General features: G+C 75.6%; 17 protein-coding genes and 2 riboswitches. Of the genes, 14 read left to right on the top strand and 3 right to left on the bottom strand.

Translation table 11 applies throughout. The features are described from left to right. Positions 1–3: 3 nt before the first annotated feature. Positions 4–996, bottom strand: a complete 993-nt coding sequence (locus GD880_RS09435) for an ABC transporter substrate-binding protein (RefSeq protein WP_152231379.1) — start codon at positions 994–996, stop codon at positions 4–6. A 534-nt stretch (positions 997–1,530) separates the two neighbouring features. Then, positions 1,531–1,659, top strand: a riboswitch (FMN riboswitch). 95 nt (positions 1,660–1,754) lie between these two features. On the opposite strand from GD880_RS09435, the gene GD880_RS09430 reads away from it, so the two are divergent. The 5 genes from GD880_RS09430 to GD880_RS09410 all read left to right on the top strand — a co-directional run bounded on the left by GD880_RS09430 (position 1,755) and on the right by GD880_RS09410 (position 5,350). Next, positions 1,755–2,636 carry an ABC transporter permease gene (locus GD880_RS09430; protein WP_152231378.1) on the top strand — a complete coding sequence of 294 codons (882 nt, stop codon included), beginning with the start codon at positions 1,755–1,757 and terminating at the stop codon, positions 2,634–2,636. A 78-nt stretch (positions 2,637–2,714) separates the two neighbouring features. Next, positions 2,715–3,758 (top strand): ABC transporter substrate-binding protein, encoded by a 1,044-nt coding sequence (locus GD880_RS09425; protein ID WP_152231377.1) that lies wholly within the window; start codon positions 2,715–2,717, stop codon positions 3,756–3,758. A gap of 10 nt (positions 3,759–3,768) precedes the next feature. Further along, positions 3,769–4,032 (top strand): phosphoribosyl-ATP diphosphatase, encoded by a 264-nt coding sequence (locus GD880_RS09420; protein WP_152204567.1) that lies wholly within the window; start codon positions 3,769–3,771, stop codon positions 4,030–4,032. Between the two features lie 21 nt (positions 4,033–4,053). Beyond that, the gene (gene hisG, locus GD880_RS09415; RefSeq protein ID WP_152231376.1) at positions 4,054–4,899 is read left to right on the top strand and encodes an ATP phosphoribosyltransferase; all 846 of its coding nucleotides are present in this window, start codon (positions 4,054–4,056) and stop codon (positions 4,897–4,899) included. Position 4,900: 1 nt separating this feature from the next. Further along, on the top strand, positions 4,901–5,350 hold the full coding sequence (locus tag GD880_RS09410) for a PH domain-containing protein (protein ID WP_226909520.1): 450 nt from the start codon (positions 4,901–4,903) through the stop codon (positions 5,348–5,350). A 161-nt stretch (positions 5,351–5,511) separates the two neighbouring features. On the opposite strand, the gene GD880_RS09405 is transcribed toward GD880_RS09410, so the two are convergent. Beyond that, the gene (locus tag GD880_RS09405) at positions 5,512–6,801 is read right to left on the bottom strand and encodes a DUF3866 family protein (protein WP_226909519.1); all 1,290 of its coding nucleotides are present in this window, start codon (positions 6,799–6,801) and stop codon (positions 5,512–5,514) included. Positions 6,802–6,898: 97 nt separating this feature from the next. Here GD880_RS09405 and ligD point away from each other — a divergent pair, with 97 nt between their 5' ends. Further along, complete coding sequence (gene ligD / locus GD880_RS09400) at positions 6,899–7,984, top strand: non-homologous end-joining DNA ligase (protein WP_152231375.1); 1,086 nt, start codon at positions 6,899–6,901, stop codon at positions 7,982–7,984. Positions 7,985–8,077: 93 nt separating this feature from the next. Here the strand turns inward: ligD and GD880_RS09395 are convergent, their stop codons facing one another. Beyond that, positions 8,078–9,139, bottom strand: a complete 1,062-nt coding sequence (locus tag GD880_RS09395; protein ID WP_152231374.1) for an ATP-dependent DNA ligase — start codon at positions 9,137–9,139, stop codon at positions 8,078–8,080. 235 nt (positions 9,140–9,374) lie between these two features. Continuing rightward, positions 9,375–9,508, top strand: a riboswitch (FMN riboswitch). 92 nt (positions 9,509–9,600) lie between these two features. Here GD880_RS09395 and ribD point away from each other — a divergent pair. The 8 genes from ribD (at position 9,601) to tatA (ending at position 16,293) form a co-directional block, all read left to right on the top strand. Further along, positions 9,601–10,776 (top strand): bifunctional diaminohydroxyphosphoribosylaminopyrimidine deaminase/5-amino-6-(5-phosphoribosylamino)uracil reductase RibD, encoded by a 1,176-nt coding sequence (gene ribD, locus GD880_RS09390; protein WP_152231373.1) that lies wholly within the window; start codon positions 9,601–9,603, stop codon positions 10,774–10,776. Further along, a complete protein-coding gene (locus tag GD880_RS09385; protein WP_152231372.1) occupies positions 10,776–11,378 on the top strand; it encodes a riboflavin synthase in 603 nt (200 codons plus the stop codon). Before ribD ends, GD880_RS09385 begins: the two co-directional genes overlap by 1 nt. Beyond that, a complete protein-coding gene (ribB, locus tag GD880_RS09380) occupies positions 11,375–12,808 on the top strand; it encodes a 3,4-dihydroxy-2-butanone-4-phosphate synthase (RefSeq protein WP_152231371.1) in 1,434 nt (477 codons plus the stop codon). Before GD880_RS09385 ends, ribB begins: the two co-directional genes overlap by 4 nt. Next, on the top strand, positions 12,805–13,281 hold the full coding sequence (gene ribH / locus GD880_RS09375; protein ID WP_152231370.1) for a 6,7-dimethyl-8-ribityllumazine synthase: 477 nt from the start codon (positions 12,805–12,807) through the stop codon (positions 13,279–13,281). Before ribB ends, ribH begins: the two co-directional genes overlap by 4 nt. Before the next feature lie 162 nt (positions 13,282–13,443). Then, positions 13,444–14,442, top strand: a complete 999-nt coding sequence (locus GD880_RS09370) for a helix-turn-helix transcriptional regulator (protein WP_226909518.1) — start codon at positions 13,444–13,446, stop codon at positions 14,440–14,442. Beyond that, a complete protein-coding gene (locus tag GD880_RS09365) occupies positions 14,435–15,394 on the top strand; it encodes a helix-turn-helix transcriptional regulator (RefSeq protein ID WP_152231369.1) in 960 nt (319 codons plus the stop codon). Before GD880_RS09370 ends, GD880_RS09365 begins: the two co-directional genes overlap by 8 nt. A gap of 5 nt (positions 15,395–15,399) precedes the next feature. Beyond that, positions 15,400–15,756, top strand: coding sequence for a hypothetical protein (locus tag GD880_RS09360; protein ID WP_152231368.1), 357 nt, complete (start codon positions 15,400–15,402; stop codon positions 15,754–15,756). Positions 15,757–15,906: 150 nt separating this feature from the next. Then, positions 15,907–16,293 (top strand): Sec-independent protein translocase subunit TatA, encoded by a 387-nt coding sequence (tatA, locus tag GD880_RS09355; RefSeq protein WP_152231367.1) that lies wholly within the window; start codon positions 15,907–15,909, stop codon positions 16,291–16,293. Positions 16,294–16,296: the final 3 nt, after the last annotated feature.

The raw sequence follows: 16,296 nt of genomic DNA, 5'->3' as shown, positions 1-16,296 counted from the left end.
CACTCACGGCAGCAGCTCCGCGGTGTCGACCTTCTTGTCGACGACCTTGTACTTAAGGGCCAGGTCGGCCATCTGCTGGAGGCTGTCGGTGTTGGTCTGGCTGGAGAACTTCGGCATGGTCATCGCCTTCTGCACCTCGGGGTCGATCTCGGTGTAGGTGCTGAGGATGGCGCGGGCCTCGTCCGGGTGGGCCTCGGCGTAGTCGAGGGACTCCGTCATGGCGTCGGTGAACGCCTTGGTGGTGTCCGGCTCCGTCTGGGCGTACTGCTTGGTGGTGAAGTACGCCGCGATCTGCATCTTGGGGTCGACCTCGGCGAAGTTGGAGGTCACGACCGTGGCGCCCTGGTTCTTCGCGATGGTGAGGAAGGGCTCGAGGACCCACGCGGCGTCGACCCGCCCGCTGGAGAGGGCGGCGGGCATGTCCGGGAAGCCCATCTCGACGAACTTGATGGTGGACGGGTCGCCTCCGGCCTGCTCGACGACCTCGCTGACGGTCACGGTGCCGATGTTGTTCAGCGTGTTGACGGCGACGGTCTTGCCGGCCAGATCGGCGGGGGAGGTGATGCCGGAGTCGGACTTCGTGACGACCGCGCCGATGTCGGCCTTGGTGTCGCCAGTGGAGAAGTTGCCCGGCGCCACGATCTGAAGCGGCAGCCCCTTGCTCGCCGCGACGATGAGGGAAGTGACGTTGGAGAAGCCGAACTGGTACTCCCCGGCGACGACGGCGGGCACCACGGCCGCGCCACCCTGGGCTACCTCGAGGGTGACGTCCAGGCCGTGCTGCTCGAAGATGCCCTTGTCCTTGCCGAGCCAGATCGCCGCCGTGTCGACGATGGGCAGCACGCCGACCTTGATGGAGGTCATCTCGCCCGAGGCGCCGCTGCCGCTCGCTCCGGCGGAGGGGCTGGCGCCGTCGCCGGAGCCGCCACCGCAGGCCGCGGTGAGCATGAGCGCGCCGGCCAGGGCCAGCGTGAGGGGAAGGCGTCGGGTTCTCATGGATTCGTCCTTCTGTCAGAGGGAAGAGGAGCGAGGGCGGGGGCGAGCCGCCGCCACCCCGGGCGCTCCCGGGCGTGTCGCGGCAGCCGCCGCGCGAGGTGCGTCCGCGGGGGTGTCCGCGGGCGCCGACGGGCGGCGGTGCTGATGTCTTCGGCGGTTCTGCGGGGTGCGATGTCGGGCTGGTCGTACGGTGTGGGGCGTGTCGTCTCGTCGGTGAAGCGGGCACGTCAGGGCCGGGGGTGTGACCCTCGGAGCGGGTCCTGCGTCGACGGTGCTGCTGGACCCGGCCGATCGTCGTCGATCCGGTTGTTCTCATGTGGAACTGTGGTTCGCATGCAGAACCTAAGAGGGACCTCCGTCACACGTCAAGCACGGCGCGGTCCGTTATCCAACTGTTGCCCCGCACCACGCTGAAGGCGGCGGGGCGCCGGCATTACCGTCCGGCGCCCACCCGTGCCCGAGGGGCCGACAGGCAGCGCACGGCGCGTCTGCGCGGGGCACGCGGGCGTCGGGGTACGATGCCCGCGTAGCAAGCACGTGCTCCGGGGTCGGTGTAAGTCCGAACCGGCGGTGACAGTCCGCGAGCCGCGCACCCTCGGGTGCCGGTTGACCTGGTGGAACTCCAGGACCGACGGTGAAAGTCCGGATGGGAGGAAGCACGCGGTGCGCACCTGGTGCGTGCCGAGGCTCGGGCGACGGCTCCGCCGTCGACCGGTCCGTCGTCCCCGGTCCACGTGAACCGGACCGGGAGGACGCAGATGAGCACGCAGGCCCCAGGTGCCGCGCGGACGACGCCGCGCGCCCCGAGCGTGGGCGCGGCAGCCCCGCCCGCGAACGCCGGGGGGCCCGCCGTCGCGGGATCGCCGCAGGGGCCGCGTCGTCGTCGTCCCGCCGACCCGCTCGCGCGGCCCTGGGCGGCGGCCCTCGGCCTCGGCGTGGTCGTGCTCGCCCTGTGGCAGGGCGCCACCGCGGCCGGCACGATCGACCCGTTCTTCCTGCCCGCGCCCTCCGCGATCGCCCAGCGGCTGTGGGAGGACCTCACCGGTGGCGGGCTGCTCACCTACGTGCGCCCCACCCTCACCGAGGCCGCGGCCGGCTGCGCCCTCGGGGCCGTCGTCGCGCTGCCGCTGGGCTACCTCGTCTTCCGCAGCCGCGTGGCCGACGCCGCCCTGTCCCCGTACATCGCCGCCTCCCAGGCCATCCCCGCCGTCGCCATCGCGCCGTTGCTGGTCATCTGGGTGGGCTACGGGCTGGTCCCCATCACGGTCCTGTGCGCGCTGCTCGTCTTCTTCCCGATCCTCCTGGCCACCGTGCACGGCCTGCGGACCCTGGACCGTGACGTCGTCGACGCCGCCCGGCTCGACGGCGCCGGCCGCTGGCAGCTGCTGCGGCACATCGCCGGACCGCTGGCGCTGCCCAGCGTGCTGACCGGCGTGCGCAACGGCTTCACCCTCTCCGTCACGGGCGCGGTGGTCGGCGAGTTCGTCATGGGCGGCAACGGGCTGGGCACCTTGCTGTCCATCCACGGCCAGTCCGCCGACACCACCGGCCTGTTCGCGGCCCTCGTGGTGCTGTGCGCGCTGGCGATGACGATCTACGGGCTGCTCACCGCCGTCGAACGTCGCCTCGCCCGCCGCTGAGCACCGGCGCCGGCCCACCCACCTGCCCACCCACCTGCCGTCCTAGACCCGCCCCACCCCACGATCAGGAGTTTTTCGATGACCTTCACCCGTCGCGCCCTCGCCGCCGGAGCCGTTGCGGCCGGCCTGCTGCTCGCCGCCTGCGCCGGCCCGTCCAAGACGGGTGCGTCGCCGTCGGGCGCGACCGGGTCCTCGGCGGGCAAGGACCACATGACGGTAGGCCTGACCTACGTGCCGGACATCCAGTTCGCCCCCTTCTACGTCGCGGCGGAGAAGGGCTACTACGCGGACGCCGGCGTGGACGTCACGCTGCGCCACCACGGCCAGAGCGAGGGGCTGTTCACCGCGGTGGGCGCGGGGGAGGAGGACGTCGTCGTGGCCGGCGGCGACGAGATGCTCCAGGCCCGCTCCCAGGGGGTGCCGCTCAAGGACGTCGCCACGCTCTACCAGCACTACCCGGTGGTGCTCATCGTCCCCGAGGACTCGCCGATCCAGAGCGCGGCCGACCTGCGGGGCAAGAAGATCGGCATCCCCGGCCCGTTCGGGGAGACCTACTTCGGCCTGCTCGCGATGCTCGACGCCGCGGGGCTGACCGAGGGCGACGTGGAGGTCCAGCACATCGGCTTCACCCAGCAGGCGGCGCTGACCGCCGGGCACGTCGACGCCGTCATGGGCTTCGTCAACAACGACGCGGTGAACTTCGCCACCGCCGGCATGAAGGTGCGCACCATCGAGATCCCCGACGGGCCGAGCGGCCTGCCCCTCGTCGGGATCGGGCTCGGCGTGCTCGACGCGACCGCCGCCGACCGACCGGAGGACGTCCGGGCGGTCGTCGAGGCGACCCTGCGCGGGGTGAAGGACGTCGCCGCCGACCCCGAGGCGGCCGTGAAGACCTCGGCCGCGTACGTGCCGGACCTGGCCCGTCCGGACCGGCAGAAGGCCGCCCTGTCCACCCTCGAGGCGACCATCCCGCTGTACGAGGCGGGCGGCACACCCGGCGCCCAGAACGGCGACACCTGGGCCGCGATGGCCACGTTCATGGCCGACCGCAAGCTGCTCCAGGGGCAGGTCGACCCGGCCCAGGCCTGGACGCAGGAGTTCCTGACCGGCGCCACCAACTAAGGTGAGGGCCGTGAAATCCTTCGACCAGCTCTTCGCCGAGCTGCAGCACAAGGCAGCCACCCGTCCCGAGGGGTCCGGGACCGTCGCGGAGCTGGATGCGGGCATCCATGCCATCGGCAAGAAGGTGGTCGAGGAGGCGGCGGAGGTGTGGATGGCCGCCGAGCACGAGAGCGACGAGGCCGCCGCCGAGGAGATCAGCCAGCTCCTCTACCACCTGCAGGTCATGATGATCGCTCGCGGGCTCACGCTCGACGACGTCTACCGCCACCTCTGAGCCCCGACCCGAAAGAGCACCGTGCTGCGCATCGCCGTCCCCAACAAGGGCTCCCTGTCCGAGCCCGCCGCCCAGATGCTCGCCGAGGCGGGCTACCGCTCGCTGCGCAACAGCCGCGAGCTGGTCCTCGCCGATCCCGCCAACGACGTGGAGTTCTTCTTCCTGCGCCCGCGGGACATCGCCGTCTATGTCGGCGCCGGCACCGTCGACGCCGGCATCACCGGGCGTGACCTGCTCCTGGACTCCCACGCGGAGGCCGTCGAGCACCGCCCCCTCGGCTTCGCCCGCTCCACCTTCCGCTTCGCCGCGCCCACCGGGCGGATCACCTCCCTCGAGCAGGTGCACGGCAAGCGGGTGGCCACCAGCTACGACGTGCTCGTGGCCGACTACCTCGCCGCGCGGGGGGTCGACGCCACGGTGGTCCACCTCGACGGCGCCGTGGAATCCTCCGTCCAGCTGGGCGTGGCCGACCTCGTGGCCGACGTCGTCGAGACCGGGACCACGCTGCGCGCCGCCGGGCTCGAGACCTTCGGCGAGCCGATCCTGCAGTCCGAGGCGGTGCTCATCCGCCCGGCCGACCGGGAGGCGGCGCCGGGGGTGCACATCCTCGACCGCCGGCTGCACGGGGTGCTCGTGGCCCGCCAGTACGTGCTCATGGACTACGACGTGCCGGTCGCCCACATGGACGACGCCATGCGCATCACCCCCGGGCTGGAGTCGCCCACCGTCTCGCCACTGCAGAACGGCGAGTGGGTGGCGGTGCGGGCGATGGTGCGCAAGGAGTCGACGAATCAGGTCATGGACGAGCTGTACGACGTCGGCGCCCGGGCCATCCTGGTGACCTCGATCCACGCCTGCCGCCTCTGACGTGACCACTGCTGAGGAGCTCCACCGGCCCTTCCGCCCCCGGGCGGCCCGCAGGGTCTCCTTCGTCCTAGGGGTGCTCACCGCCGTCGGCGCCGTGCTCATCATGGTGCTCGTGCCGCAGATGCCGGGCGTCACCTTCGGTCCCGCCGACGAGGTGGGGACCGCGGTGTTCGCGCTGGGCGTGCTGTGGCTGCTGTGGCGGCAGGGGGCGGTCCGCGCGGTGCCCGGCGAGCAGGGCCTGACGGTGCGCAACTTCATCTACACGCGCTCGGTGGAGTGGGCCGAGATCGTGGGCGTGACGTTCGGGGCGGGGAGCCCGTGGGTGCAGCTGGACCTCTCCGACGGCGACACGCTCGCCGTGATGGCGATCCAACGGGCCGACGGCGCCCGCGCGGTCGAGGAGTCGCGCCGCCTGGCGACGCTGGTCGCCCTGCACGAGCCGCAGCCCTAGCGCGGTTCTTCCCTTGGGCGCGAGGCGCCAGCCGTCGTGCGCCGCGCCGCGCTTGACCGAAAAGCACGTACGGACATGACGACCACGAGAACTCGCCCACCCCGGACTTTCTCTTCGGTCACGGGTGTCGGGGCCACCAGCACGCCGTCAGGCGTGCCGCGTCACCGGGCGTGTGACGCCTGAGCGTGCGCGGGTCGGGCGAGGCGGGCGGCGTGCACGCCGGCGACGCCGGCCGCAAGGAAGGCGGCCGGGTCCTCGTCCAGGCCGCGACCCATGGTGGACAGCCGCACCGGCGCGGCCGCGAGGCCGTCGGCCAGGCCGGCGGTGGAGACCTCCACCAGCCGGTGTCGCCCGTCCGGGGCGGCGAGCGTGGCCGCCTGCGCGCGGACCCGCTCGGTCAGGCCCGGCGGCAGCGCGGCCTCGAGGTCGGTGCCGGCGTCGAAGCGCGGCACCACGACATCCGCGGCCGCGAGCGCGACCCGCCCGTAGGCCGTGAGGGAGTGGTGCGACACCCCCCGGTGCCGGTCCCGCGGGTCGGCGCCGGACACGCGCAGCGAGGCCACCGGCGCCCCGCCGAGCGTGGCGATGGCGTTGACCGCGTCCCCGCAGACCGTGCCGGAGAAGCCCCACCGGGTGCCGGTGCCGAGGTTGCCGGGCCCCTGCGCGACGATCGCGACGTCGGCGCCGAGCACCAGCCGGGCGGCGAGCAGGCCGGAGTGCAGGCTCACGGCCTCCAAGTCGCCGCCGAAGGCCTGGCCCACCGTCACCGACCCGGCCAGCCAGCCGGCCTCCCGCAGAGCGGCCAGCGTGCGGGAGAACCACGCCGGCAGCGCGCCGCCGTCGGTCATCACATAGGCCACGCGCAGCGCGGGCGACACCGTGCGGAGCCCGGCGACGACCGCGGGCAGCGCCGAGTGCAGGTCGGCCACGACCACGGGCATGCCACCCAGGTCGTCGGCGTCGCGCAGCACCTCGTGGTGGGCCGACTCCTGCTCGTCGGCGCCCAGCAGCATGGTCTGCAGCGGCGTGTAGCGCGCCTTGACGAGGTGGCCCGGTGCGGGCGGCGGGTCGGCCGGCAGCCGGTCGGGCAGCGCGACGACCATGGCGTAGCCGCCGGTCCCCAGGCCGCGGGCGAGCGCCGCGGTGGTCAGGGTCACCCGGTCGCCCGGCGCGGGCACGCCGACCAGCTCGGGGTAGGCCAGCGCGCGGACCCGGCTGCCGGCGCCCAGCGGAGCAGGCGCTTCCGCGGGGGCGCCCGACGGCGTGGTGAGCGCTTCCGCGGGAGCGCCCGACGGCGTGGTGAGCGTTTCCGTGGGGCCTCCCGACGGCGTGGCAGGCGTTCCCGCGGAGGCGCCCGACGGTGCGCCGCCCCGGATCTCGACGTCGAGCTCGACCGCCCCGTCCCACGCCCGCCCGAGTCCCCGCACCACGCCGTCACGCCACATCATCACGCCGGTCACCGTACCCGGCGGGTGGGGCGGCACCTGCAGGCCCGGCCCGCCACCCATCCGCCGGGCCGGACGCCACCCGGCGCGATAGCGTGCGGCCATGTCGCCCACGAAGACGCCCTCGATCGAGCTGGACGTGGCCGGACGCCAGGTGAAGGTGACCAACCCGGACAAGGTGTACTTCGCCGAGCCGGGCCTCACCAAGCGCCAGCTCGTCGAGTACTACGTCAGCGTGGGGGAGGGCATCCTGCGGGCGCTGCGCGAGCGGCCCGTCACCCTCGAGCGCTGGCCCGGCGGCGTGCGCGAGGGCGTCAAGCGGGCCACCCGCGCCGACCCGCGCGGCGACGCCTTCTACCAGAAGCGCATCCCCGACTCCGCGCCGGACTGGATCCCCACCACCACCATCACCTTCCCCAGCGGCCGCACCGCCGACGAGCTGTGCCCCACCGACCTCGCCGCGATCGCCTGGGCCGCCAACCTCGGCACGATCACCTTCCACCCCTGGCCGGTGCGCCGCACCGACGTCGACCACCCCGACGAGCTGCGCATCGACCTCGATCCCCAGCCCGGCACCGACTTCGGCCACGCCGTCGCCGTCGCCCACGAGGCCCACGCCCTGCTCGACGAGCTCGGCTGGGTCGGCTTCCCCAAGACCTCCGGCAACCGCGGCGTGCACATCTACGTCCGGATCGAGCCGCGGTGGACGTTCACCGACGTGCGCCACGCCGCCATCGCCTTCGGCCGCGAGCTCGAGCGGCGCCTGCCGGGCAAGGTGACGACGAAGTGGTGGAAGGAGGAGCGCGGGGAGCAGATCTTCGTCGACTACAACCAGAACGCGCGCGACCGCACCATCGCCAGCGCCTACAGCGTCCGCCCCCTGCCGCACGCCCCGGTCTCGGCCCCTGTGACATGGGACGAGCTGCCCGACGTCGACCCCCGCGAGCTCACCGTGCTCACCATGCCGGCCCGCTTCGCCGAGCGCGGCGACCTGCACGCCGCGATCGACGACGTCGCGCACGACCTCACCCCGCTGCTGGAGTGGTTCGAGCGCGACGAGCGCGCGGGGCACGGCGACCTGCCCTACCCGCCGGAGTACCCGAAGATGCCCGGCGAGCCGCGGCGGGTGCAGCCCAGCCGGGCCCGGCGCGACGCCGCCGCGGGGGAGGACGACGCCGCCGGGGAGTGAGCGGCCCCCCATCGCCCGCCGGGCGGGACGCCGAGGACGGCAGGGCGCCGAGGGAGAGCTGGTCGCCTCCACCGGCGGGAGAGCCGGCGCCCGTCAGTCGAGCACGTCGGCCAGGTCGTAGCGCACCGGCACCTCGATCTGCTCGAAGGTGCACGACGCGGGCTCGCGGTCCGGGCGCCAGCGGCGGAACTGCGCCGTGTGCCGGAACCGGGTGCCCTCCATGTGGTCGTAGGCCACCTCGACCACGCGCTCGGGCCGCAGCGGCACCCACGACAGGTCCTTGCCGGCGTTCCACCGGCTCTGCGCGCCCGGGAGCCGGGCGCCCTCGTGCGCCTCGGCCTCCGCCCATTCCTGCCAGGGGTGCCCGGCCGCGTCCTCCATCCGCAGCGGCGCCAGCTCCTCGACGAGCTCGGCGCGCCGCTTCATCGGGAAGGACGCCACCACCCCCACGTGCTGCAGCCGGCCGCCGTCGTCGTACAGCCCGAGCAGCAGGGAGCCGATGACGGGACCGTTCTTGTGCCAGCGGAACCCGGCGACGACGCAGTCGGCGGTGCGCTCGTGCTTGGTCTTGAGCATGGCGCGGACGTCGGGCCGGTAGGTGCCGTCGAGCGGCTTGCTCACCACGCCGTCCAGCCCGGCGCCCTCGAACACGTCGAGCCAGTCGCGGGCGGTGTCCAGGGAGCGGGTGGCCCGGGTGACGTGCACGGGCGGCCGGGCGCCGGCGAGCGCCTCCTCGAGGGCGGCGCGCCGCTCGGTCATCGGCGCCCCGCGCAGGTCCCGCTCGCCCAGGGCCAGCAGGTCGAAGGCGACGAAGCTGGCCGGCGTCTGCTCGGCCAGCAGCCGCACCCGGGAGGCGGCGGGGTGGATGCGGTTGAGCAGCGCCTCGAAGTCGAGCCGGGCGCCGGTGACGATGACGATCTCCCCGTCCACGACGCACCGCTCGGGCAGCTCGGCCTTGGCAGCGGCCACCACCTCGGGGAAGTAGCGGGTGAACGGCCGCTCGTTGCGGCTGCCGATCTCCACCTCGTCGCCGTCGCGGAAGATGATCGCGCGGAAGCCGTCCCACTTCGGCTCGTACAGGTACTCACCCTCCGGCACGGCCTTGACCGCCTTGGCGAGCATCGGCGCCACCGGCGGCATGACGGGCAGGTCCACTCCGGCCTCCTTCTTCCTCCCGGCGCGGGACCGCGCCGTCGCCAGCGTAGAGGCGGCGCGCCCTGGCTACCCGGCGGACGACGGGGGCCGGTGGCCGTCGCGACGGCCACGACACGGACTGCGGCGCCGCCACGGACCACCTCGTGGACCACCCTGTGGACGCCGGCGCCGCCACGGACCACCTCGTGGACCACCCTTGTCCCGTCCCGGCCGCGCGTGCCACCATCGCCGCAGAGCACGTGCTCCGGGGTCGGTGTAATTCCGAACCGGCGGTGACAGTCCGCGACCCGCGAGTCCGCAAGGACGAGCGGTTGACCTGGTGGAACTCCAGGACCGACGGTGAAAGTCCGGATGGGAGGCAGCACGTGGCCACCGGCCGCGGACGTCATCGTCCGTGCGCCGCGGGGCCATACCTGTGCACCCCTTCTTCCCGGTCGCCGTGCCGACCAGGAAGGAGACCGATGGAGCGCAGGCTTCTCGACGCCGCCCTCGCCCGGGCGCTCGACCTCGCCGAACACGGACCGCTCGCGGGCGGCAACCCGCGGGTGGGCTGCGTCATCCTCGACACCGCCGGCGGGCCGCTCGCCGAGGGCTGGCACCGCGGCGCCGGCACCGCGCACGCCGAGGCGGCCGCGTTGGCCGCCGTGCCCGCCGCGAGCCGTCATCGCCTCACCGGGGCGGTCGCCGTGGTCACCCTCGAACCGTGCCGGCACACCGGGCACACGCCCCCGTGCGCGGCCGCCCTGGACGAGGCGGGCGTCGCCGCGGTGATCTACGCCGTCGCCGACCCGCACCCGGTCGCGGCGGGCGGCGCGGCCTGGCTCGCTGCCCACGGCGTGACCACTCTGGACGCCGCGCGCGCCGGCCTCGACCCCGCGCTCGTCGACCGCGCGCACGAGCTGCTCCACCCGTGGACGACGGCGGTGCGCCGGGGCCGGCCGTGGCTGATCGGCAAGACTGCCACGTCGCTGGACGGGCGGGTGGCCGCCGCGGACGGCACCAGCCGGTGGATCACCGGCCCGGACGCCCGGGCGCACGCCCATGTGGTGCGCGCGGGCGTCGATGCCATCGTCGTGGGCACCGGCACCGTCCTCGCCGACGACCCGGCCCTGACCGCCCGGGGCCCCGACGGCAGGCCGGCACCGCACCAGCCCGTCCGGGTCGTGATCGGCCACCGGGACGTGCCGGACACGGCCCGGGTCCGCAGCGGCCCGGGGGAGTGGCTGCACCTGCGCACCCACGACCTCGGCGCCGTCCTCGCCGAGCTGGACCGCCGCGGCCTGCGCCGGGTACTGCTCGAGGGCGGCCCCGCCCTGCTCAGCGCGGCGCTGCGCCGCGGGCTGGTCGACGAGCTGCACGCCTACGTCGCGCCGGTCCTCCTCGGCGCCGGCCCCGGCGCGGTCGGCGACCTGGGCATCACAACCATCGCCGACGCCGCCCGCTGGCGGACCCGCCGCACCGAGCAGCTCGGCCCCGACCTCCTGCTCGTCGCCACCGCCGCCCGGCCCACCACGCCGGGAGACCCCACCACGAACCGGCGCGCCACCGCGCCGGCCGACCCCACCACGAGCCGGCGCGCCACCGCGCGGGCCCGCACCGCCACGTCCCCGCACCCCACCACCCAAGGAGCTGCCTGATGTTCACCGGACTCGTCGAGGAGGTGGGCACGGTCCGCGAGCGCCGTGAGGTCGACGGCGCCGTCCTGCTCACCCTGGCCGCCAGCACCGTCACCGCCGACCTCGCCCCGGGCGACTCGGTCGCCGTCGCCGGCGTCTGCCTCACCGTGACCACACCTCGCCCCGACGGCTTCGTCGCCGACGTCATGCCTGAGACGCTCGACCGCACCACCCTGGGCCGCCTCGCCCCCGGCGCACCGGTCAACCTCGAGCGCGCGGTCGCCCCGCACACCCGCCTCGGCGGACACATCGTCCAGGGGCACGTCGACGGCGTCGGCACCGTGCTGTCGCGCACCCCGGGGCCGCGGTGGGACGACCTCGAGATCGGCCTGCCGCCCGCGCTGGCGCGCTACGTCGCGCAGAAGGGCTCGATCGCCATCGAGGGCGTGTCCCTCACGGTCACCCACGTGAGCGATGACGCCTTCGGGGTCTCGCTCATCCCGACCACCCTCGCGGCGACCACGCTGGGCGCGCTGGCGCCCGGCAGCGCGGTCAACCTCGAGGTCGACGTCGTGGCGAAGTACGTCGAGCGCCTCCTCGCCACCTCGGGAGCGGCGCGATGACGGGGCGGGCCAGCGCCCCGGCCACGGCGCACCCCCGACCGGCCCCGCCGGCGCAGGGCCAGCCCCGACCCGCACCCCCGGCCCGGGGCGCCAACCCCGGCGGCCCCGCCGCGCTGCCCGCCGGCCGCGCGGCCCGCGAGGCGCGCGTCGGCGCGGCGCTCGCCGCCCTGCGGCAGGGCCGCCCGGTGCTGGTCGCCGACGACGCGGCGCGGGAGAACGAGGTCGACGTCGTCCTGGCGGCGCGCACCGCGAGCGCGGCGTGGCTGGCCTGGACCGTGCGTCACACCTCGGGCTACCTGTGCGCCCCGATGCCCGCCGCCCGCGCCGACGCCCTCGACCTGCCGCCGATGGTGCGACGCTCCGAGGATCCCCGGGGCACGGCGTACGCCGTCGCGGTCGATGCCGCCCGGGGCGTGACCACCGGCATCTCCGCCGCCGACCGCGCCACCACGCTCCGCACGCTCGCCGATCCCGCGTCCGGCCCCGCCGACCTCCTCCGCCCCGGGCACGTGCTGCCGCTGCGGGCGGTGCCCGGCGGCGTGCTCGAGCGTGGCGGGCACACCGAGGCCGCCGTCGACCTCGTCCGGCTGGCCGGCGAGGGGGAGGTGGGTGCCATCGCCGAGCTGGTCGCCGACGACGGCGAGATGCTCCGCCTGCCCGGCGCCGCCCGGCTCGCCGCGCGGGACGGGCTGGTGCTGCTCAGCGTGGCGGACCTCGTCGCGCACCGGCGCGAGCGGGAGCGGGTTGCGGCCCCGGCGGCGAACGCCACCGCCCGGGTCCGGCGCACCGGCACCGCCACGCTCCCGACGGCGGCGGGCCCCTTCGCCGTCCACGGCTACCGGGACCTGCGCACCGGCGCCGAGCACCTGGCGCTCGTGGCCGCGGCGCCCGGAGGGGCGCCCCCGCGGCCTGGCGGCGGGGCAACCGGCTCGCCCGTCCCGCTCGTCCGGGTGCACTCCGAGTGCCTGACCGGCGACGCCCTCGGCTCGCTGCGGTGCGACTGCGGCCCGCAGCTGCGCACCGCGCTGGACCGCGTCGCCCACGAGGGCGGGGCGGTGGTGTACCTCGGCGGTCACGAGGGCCGCGGCATCGGCCTGCTGCACAAGATCGACGCCTATGCCCTGCAGGACACGGGCCTCGACACCGTCGCGGCCAACCTCGCCCTGGGCTGGCCGGCGGACCGGCGCGAGTACGGCGCCGCGGCCGCGATCCTGGCCGACCTCGGCCTGGCCGAGGTCCGGTTGCTGACCAACAACCCCGACAAGGTCGCCGCCCTCGCAGCCGCCGGCGTGCGGGTGGCGGAGGTCGTCGGCCTCGAGGCGGGCCTCGGCCCGCACAACCTCGACTACCTCGCGACGAAGAAGACGGCGATGGGCCACCACCTGCCGAGCCTGGACGAGGACGGCACAGGAGAGAAGGAGGAGCGATGAGCGGAGCCGGAGCACCCACGCTGGAGGTCGACGGGAGGGACCTGCGGGTCGTCGTCGTCGCCGCGCAGTGGCACACCCGGGTGATGGACGGGCTGCTGGCCGGCGCGGCCCGCGCCCTGGAGGCCGCGCACGTCGAGCCCACCGTGGTCCGCGTGCCCGGCTCGTTCGAGCTGCCGGTGGCCGCCGCCGTGGCCGCCCGGGCCGGCGCCGACGCGGTGGTCGCGCTCGGGGTCGTCATCCGCGGCGGCACGCCGCACTTCGACTACGTCTGCCAGGCGGCGACGGCGGGGCTCACCGACGTGGCCGTGCGCACCGGCGTGCCGGTGGGGTTCGGGGTGCTCACGACCGACGACGAGCAGCAGGCCCTGGACCGGGCGGGCCTGCCCGGCTCGGCCGAGGACAAGGGCGCCGAGGCCGCCCAGGCGGCCGTGGCCACCGCGGTCGCGCTGCGGGGCCTGCGCGCGACGGTGTAGGCCGGTCGGCTGCGGCTGCGGCTGCGGCTGCGGCTGCGGCTGCGGCTGCGGCCGGGCCCCGGCGCCCGGCGCACCGGCCCGCCGGACGGCATCGGACCGGATCTGGCGCGTGGCGGCACACCCGGTGCCGGACCGCGGCGCCACTGCCGGTAGCGTGGGCCCGTGGCTCAGCGCGTGGAGGCGGCCGAACGGCTGCTCGACCTGGTGATCGCGCTGACGCACACCCAGCGCTGGATGACCAAGCGGCAGATCCGCGAGCGCGTGCACGGCTACGCCGACGCCGCCAGCGAGGAGTCCTTCGAGCGGATGTTCGAGCGCGACAAGGACCTGCTGCGCGAGATGGGCGTCCCCCTCGTCGTCGAGCACGACCCGGTGCACGAGGACGACGTCGGCTACCGGATCGACACCGCGGGCTACTCCCTGCCGCCGGTGGCGTTCACCGCCGAGGAGGTCGGCGTCCTGTCGCTGGCGGCCGAGCTGTGGCAGGACGCCTCGCTGCGCTCCTTCGCCCGCCGCGGCATGACCAAGCTCCGCGCCGTCGGCCCGGCCCCCGAGCCGGACGCCCACGCCGGCCTGGCGCTGCGGGTGCGCGGCCCCGAGGCGGCCTTCGCGCCGCTGCTAGAGGCCATCGACGCGCGCCGGGCGGTGACCTTCACCTACCGGGCCGCGAGCACCGGGCAGGTGGCCCGCCGCACCGTCGAGCCGTGGCGCATCCTCAGCCGCGACCGCGGCTGGTACCTCGTGGGCCTCGACCGCGACCGGCAGGCGCCGCGCGCCTTCCGCCTGTCCCGGATCGCCGGCAAGGTCCGCGCCACCGGCCCGACCCGCGCGTTCGCCGTGCCGGCCGACGTCGACGTCGAGGCGCTGCTCGAGCGGGCCCGGCCCCGCGCAGGCAGGGCACGCCTCGCCGTGCTGCCGGGCCGCGCGGCGGCCCTGCGCGCCCGCGGCACGCCGACCCCGCCCCCGGACCACGCGGATGGGGCCCTCACCGACCGCGACGTCCTCGCGGTGCCCTACGCCGACCTCGAGGTCTTCTCCGAGGAGGTCGCCACCTACGCCGAGACCGTCCTCGTGCTCGACCCGCCGGAGCTGCGCGAGGCGGTGCTGCGCCGGCTGCGCGCCGTCGCCGCCCTGGACGGGGGAGGGGAGCGCCGTGGCTGAGACCACCGCCGACCGGGTCACCCGGCTGCTCGCCCTGGTGACCTACCTGCACGACCACCCCGGCGCCCCGGTGCCCGAGGTCGCCGCCCACTTCAGGACCACCGAGGCCCAGGTGCTCGCCGACGTCAACCTGCTGTGGGTGGCCGGCACGCCGGGATACCTCCCCGACGACCTCATCGACTTCTCCGCCGAGGCGCTGGACCACGGCGAGCTGACCCTGACCGATGCCCGCGGCATGGATCGCCCCCTGCGGCTGAGCACCGCCGAGGCGCTGTCGCTGCTCGTGGCGCTGCGCTCCCTGCGCGAGCTCGCCGGCGCGGGCGTGGCGGGGGAGCCGGGGGCCCTGGACTCCGCCGTCGCCAAGCTCACCGCCGCCACCGGCGGCGCGGCCGAGCAGGCCGCCGCCGTGCAGGTCCGGGTGCGCGCGGAGGTCCCGCCCGCCGTCCTCGCCACCGTCCGCGGGGCGCTGGAGGAGGGCCGCCGGCTGCACCTGCGCTACGTCTCCGCCGCCGACGTCGTCACCGAGCGGGACGTCGATCCCGTCGAGCTGCGCTCGGACGGCACCACCTGGTCGCTGCGCGCCTGGTGCCACCGGGCCCACGGGGCGCGCACCTTCCGGCTCGACCGGATCCTCGACCTCGCCGTCCTCGACGTGCCGGCGGCGGCGCACCCCGACATGGACGGCGACGAGCCGTGGGAGGGCGGACGCCCGGTCACCCTCGAGCTCGCCCCGCAGGCGCGGTGGGTGGCCGAGGCCACCCCCGTCGAGGAGGTCACCGACCTGCCCGACGGCGGCCTGCGCGTCCGGCTCCTGGCCGGCGACCCGGCCTGGCTGAGCAACCTGCTGCTCTCCCTCGGCGAGGCGCTGCGCGCCGTCGAGCCGCCCGAGCTCGCCCACGAGGTGGCCGCGCGCGCCCGCGCGGCCCTGGGGGCGTACCAGCACCTATCCTGACGGCCATGTGGTGGCTCGTCTGGATCGTCCTCGCGCTCGGCGCCCTCGGCACCGGCGCCCTGCTCCTGCTGCGGCTGTGGCGCCAGGCCAAGGCCCTGGGCCGCGAGGCCGCGGCCGCCGGGGAGCTCACCGCCCGCCTCGACCCCGGCGAGCCCGCCCCCGTGGCCCCGCACGTGCCCGGCGCGACCGGGGACCGGGCCACGCTCGCCGCCGCGGTGGCCGCCCGGGCCCGCATCGCCGACGAGCGGGGCCGACGACGCCGCGCCCGCCTGGCCCGCGCCGGCGCCCGGTGGCACGCCCACGGCCTGACGGACCGCCCCGTCACCCCCGCCGAGCCCGCGCCCCTCGCGGCGCGAGAGTGAATGCCGGGTGGCCGCCCGCCGTCCCCCCGGTGACGGGCCCGTGACGGCCCGATAACGGCGTCACGACGCGGCCGAGGCGTGCTCAGGGGCGGGACCGGCGGCGGGTAGGGTAGGGCCTAGCCCCGCCCACGAACGGAAGTGTGTCCGACGATGTTCCGTAACGGCCTCCAGCCCTCGCACATCATCATCCTGCTGCTGGTGATCCTGCTGATCTTCGGAGCCTCCAAGCTCCCCGACATCGCGAAGAGCGTCGGCCAGTCGCTCAAGGTGTTCAAGAAGGAGGTCAAGGAGCTGCGTGAGGACGACGACACGTCCTCCTCCTACACCGCCACCGGCGGCCAGCCCCCGCAGACCGCCTACCCGCCCTACCCGGGCAGCCAGGTCCCGCCGTCGGGCGCCCCGCAGACCGGGCCCTACCCACCCGCCCAGGGCACGCCCTACCCGCCCGCCCAGGCGGCGCCGTACCCGCCGGCCCAGGACCCCCAGGCCGGGCAGAACCCGCCCCAGCCGGGGCAGGGCCCCACGCCCCAGCACTGACGG

Origin of the sequence: Georgenia ruanii (assembly GCF_009193175.1) — a bacterium.
In the GTDB taxonomy this organism is placed as follows: Bacteria; Actinomycetota; Actinomycetes; order Actinomycetales; family Actinomycetaceae; genus Georgenia; species Georgenia ruanii.
Note: the sequence above shows the minus strand (reverse complement) of the source record. Positions and strands in the feature narration are given on the sequence as shown.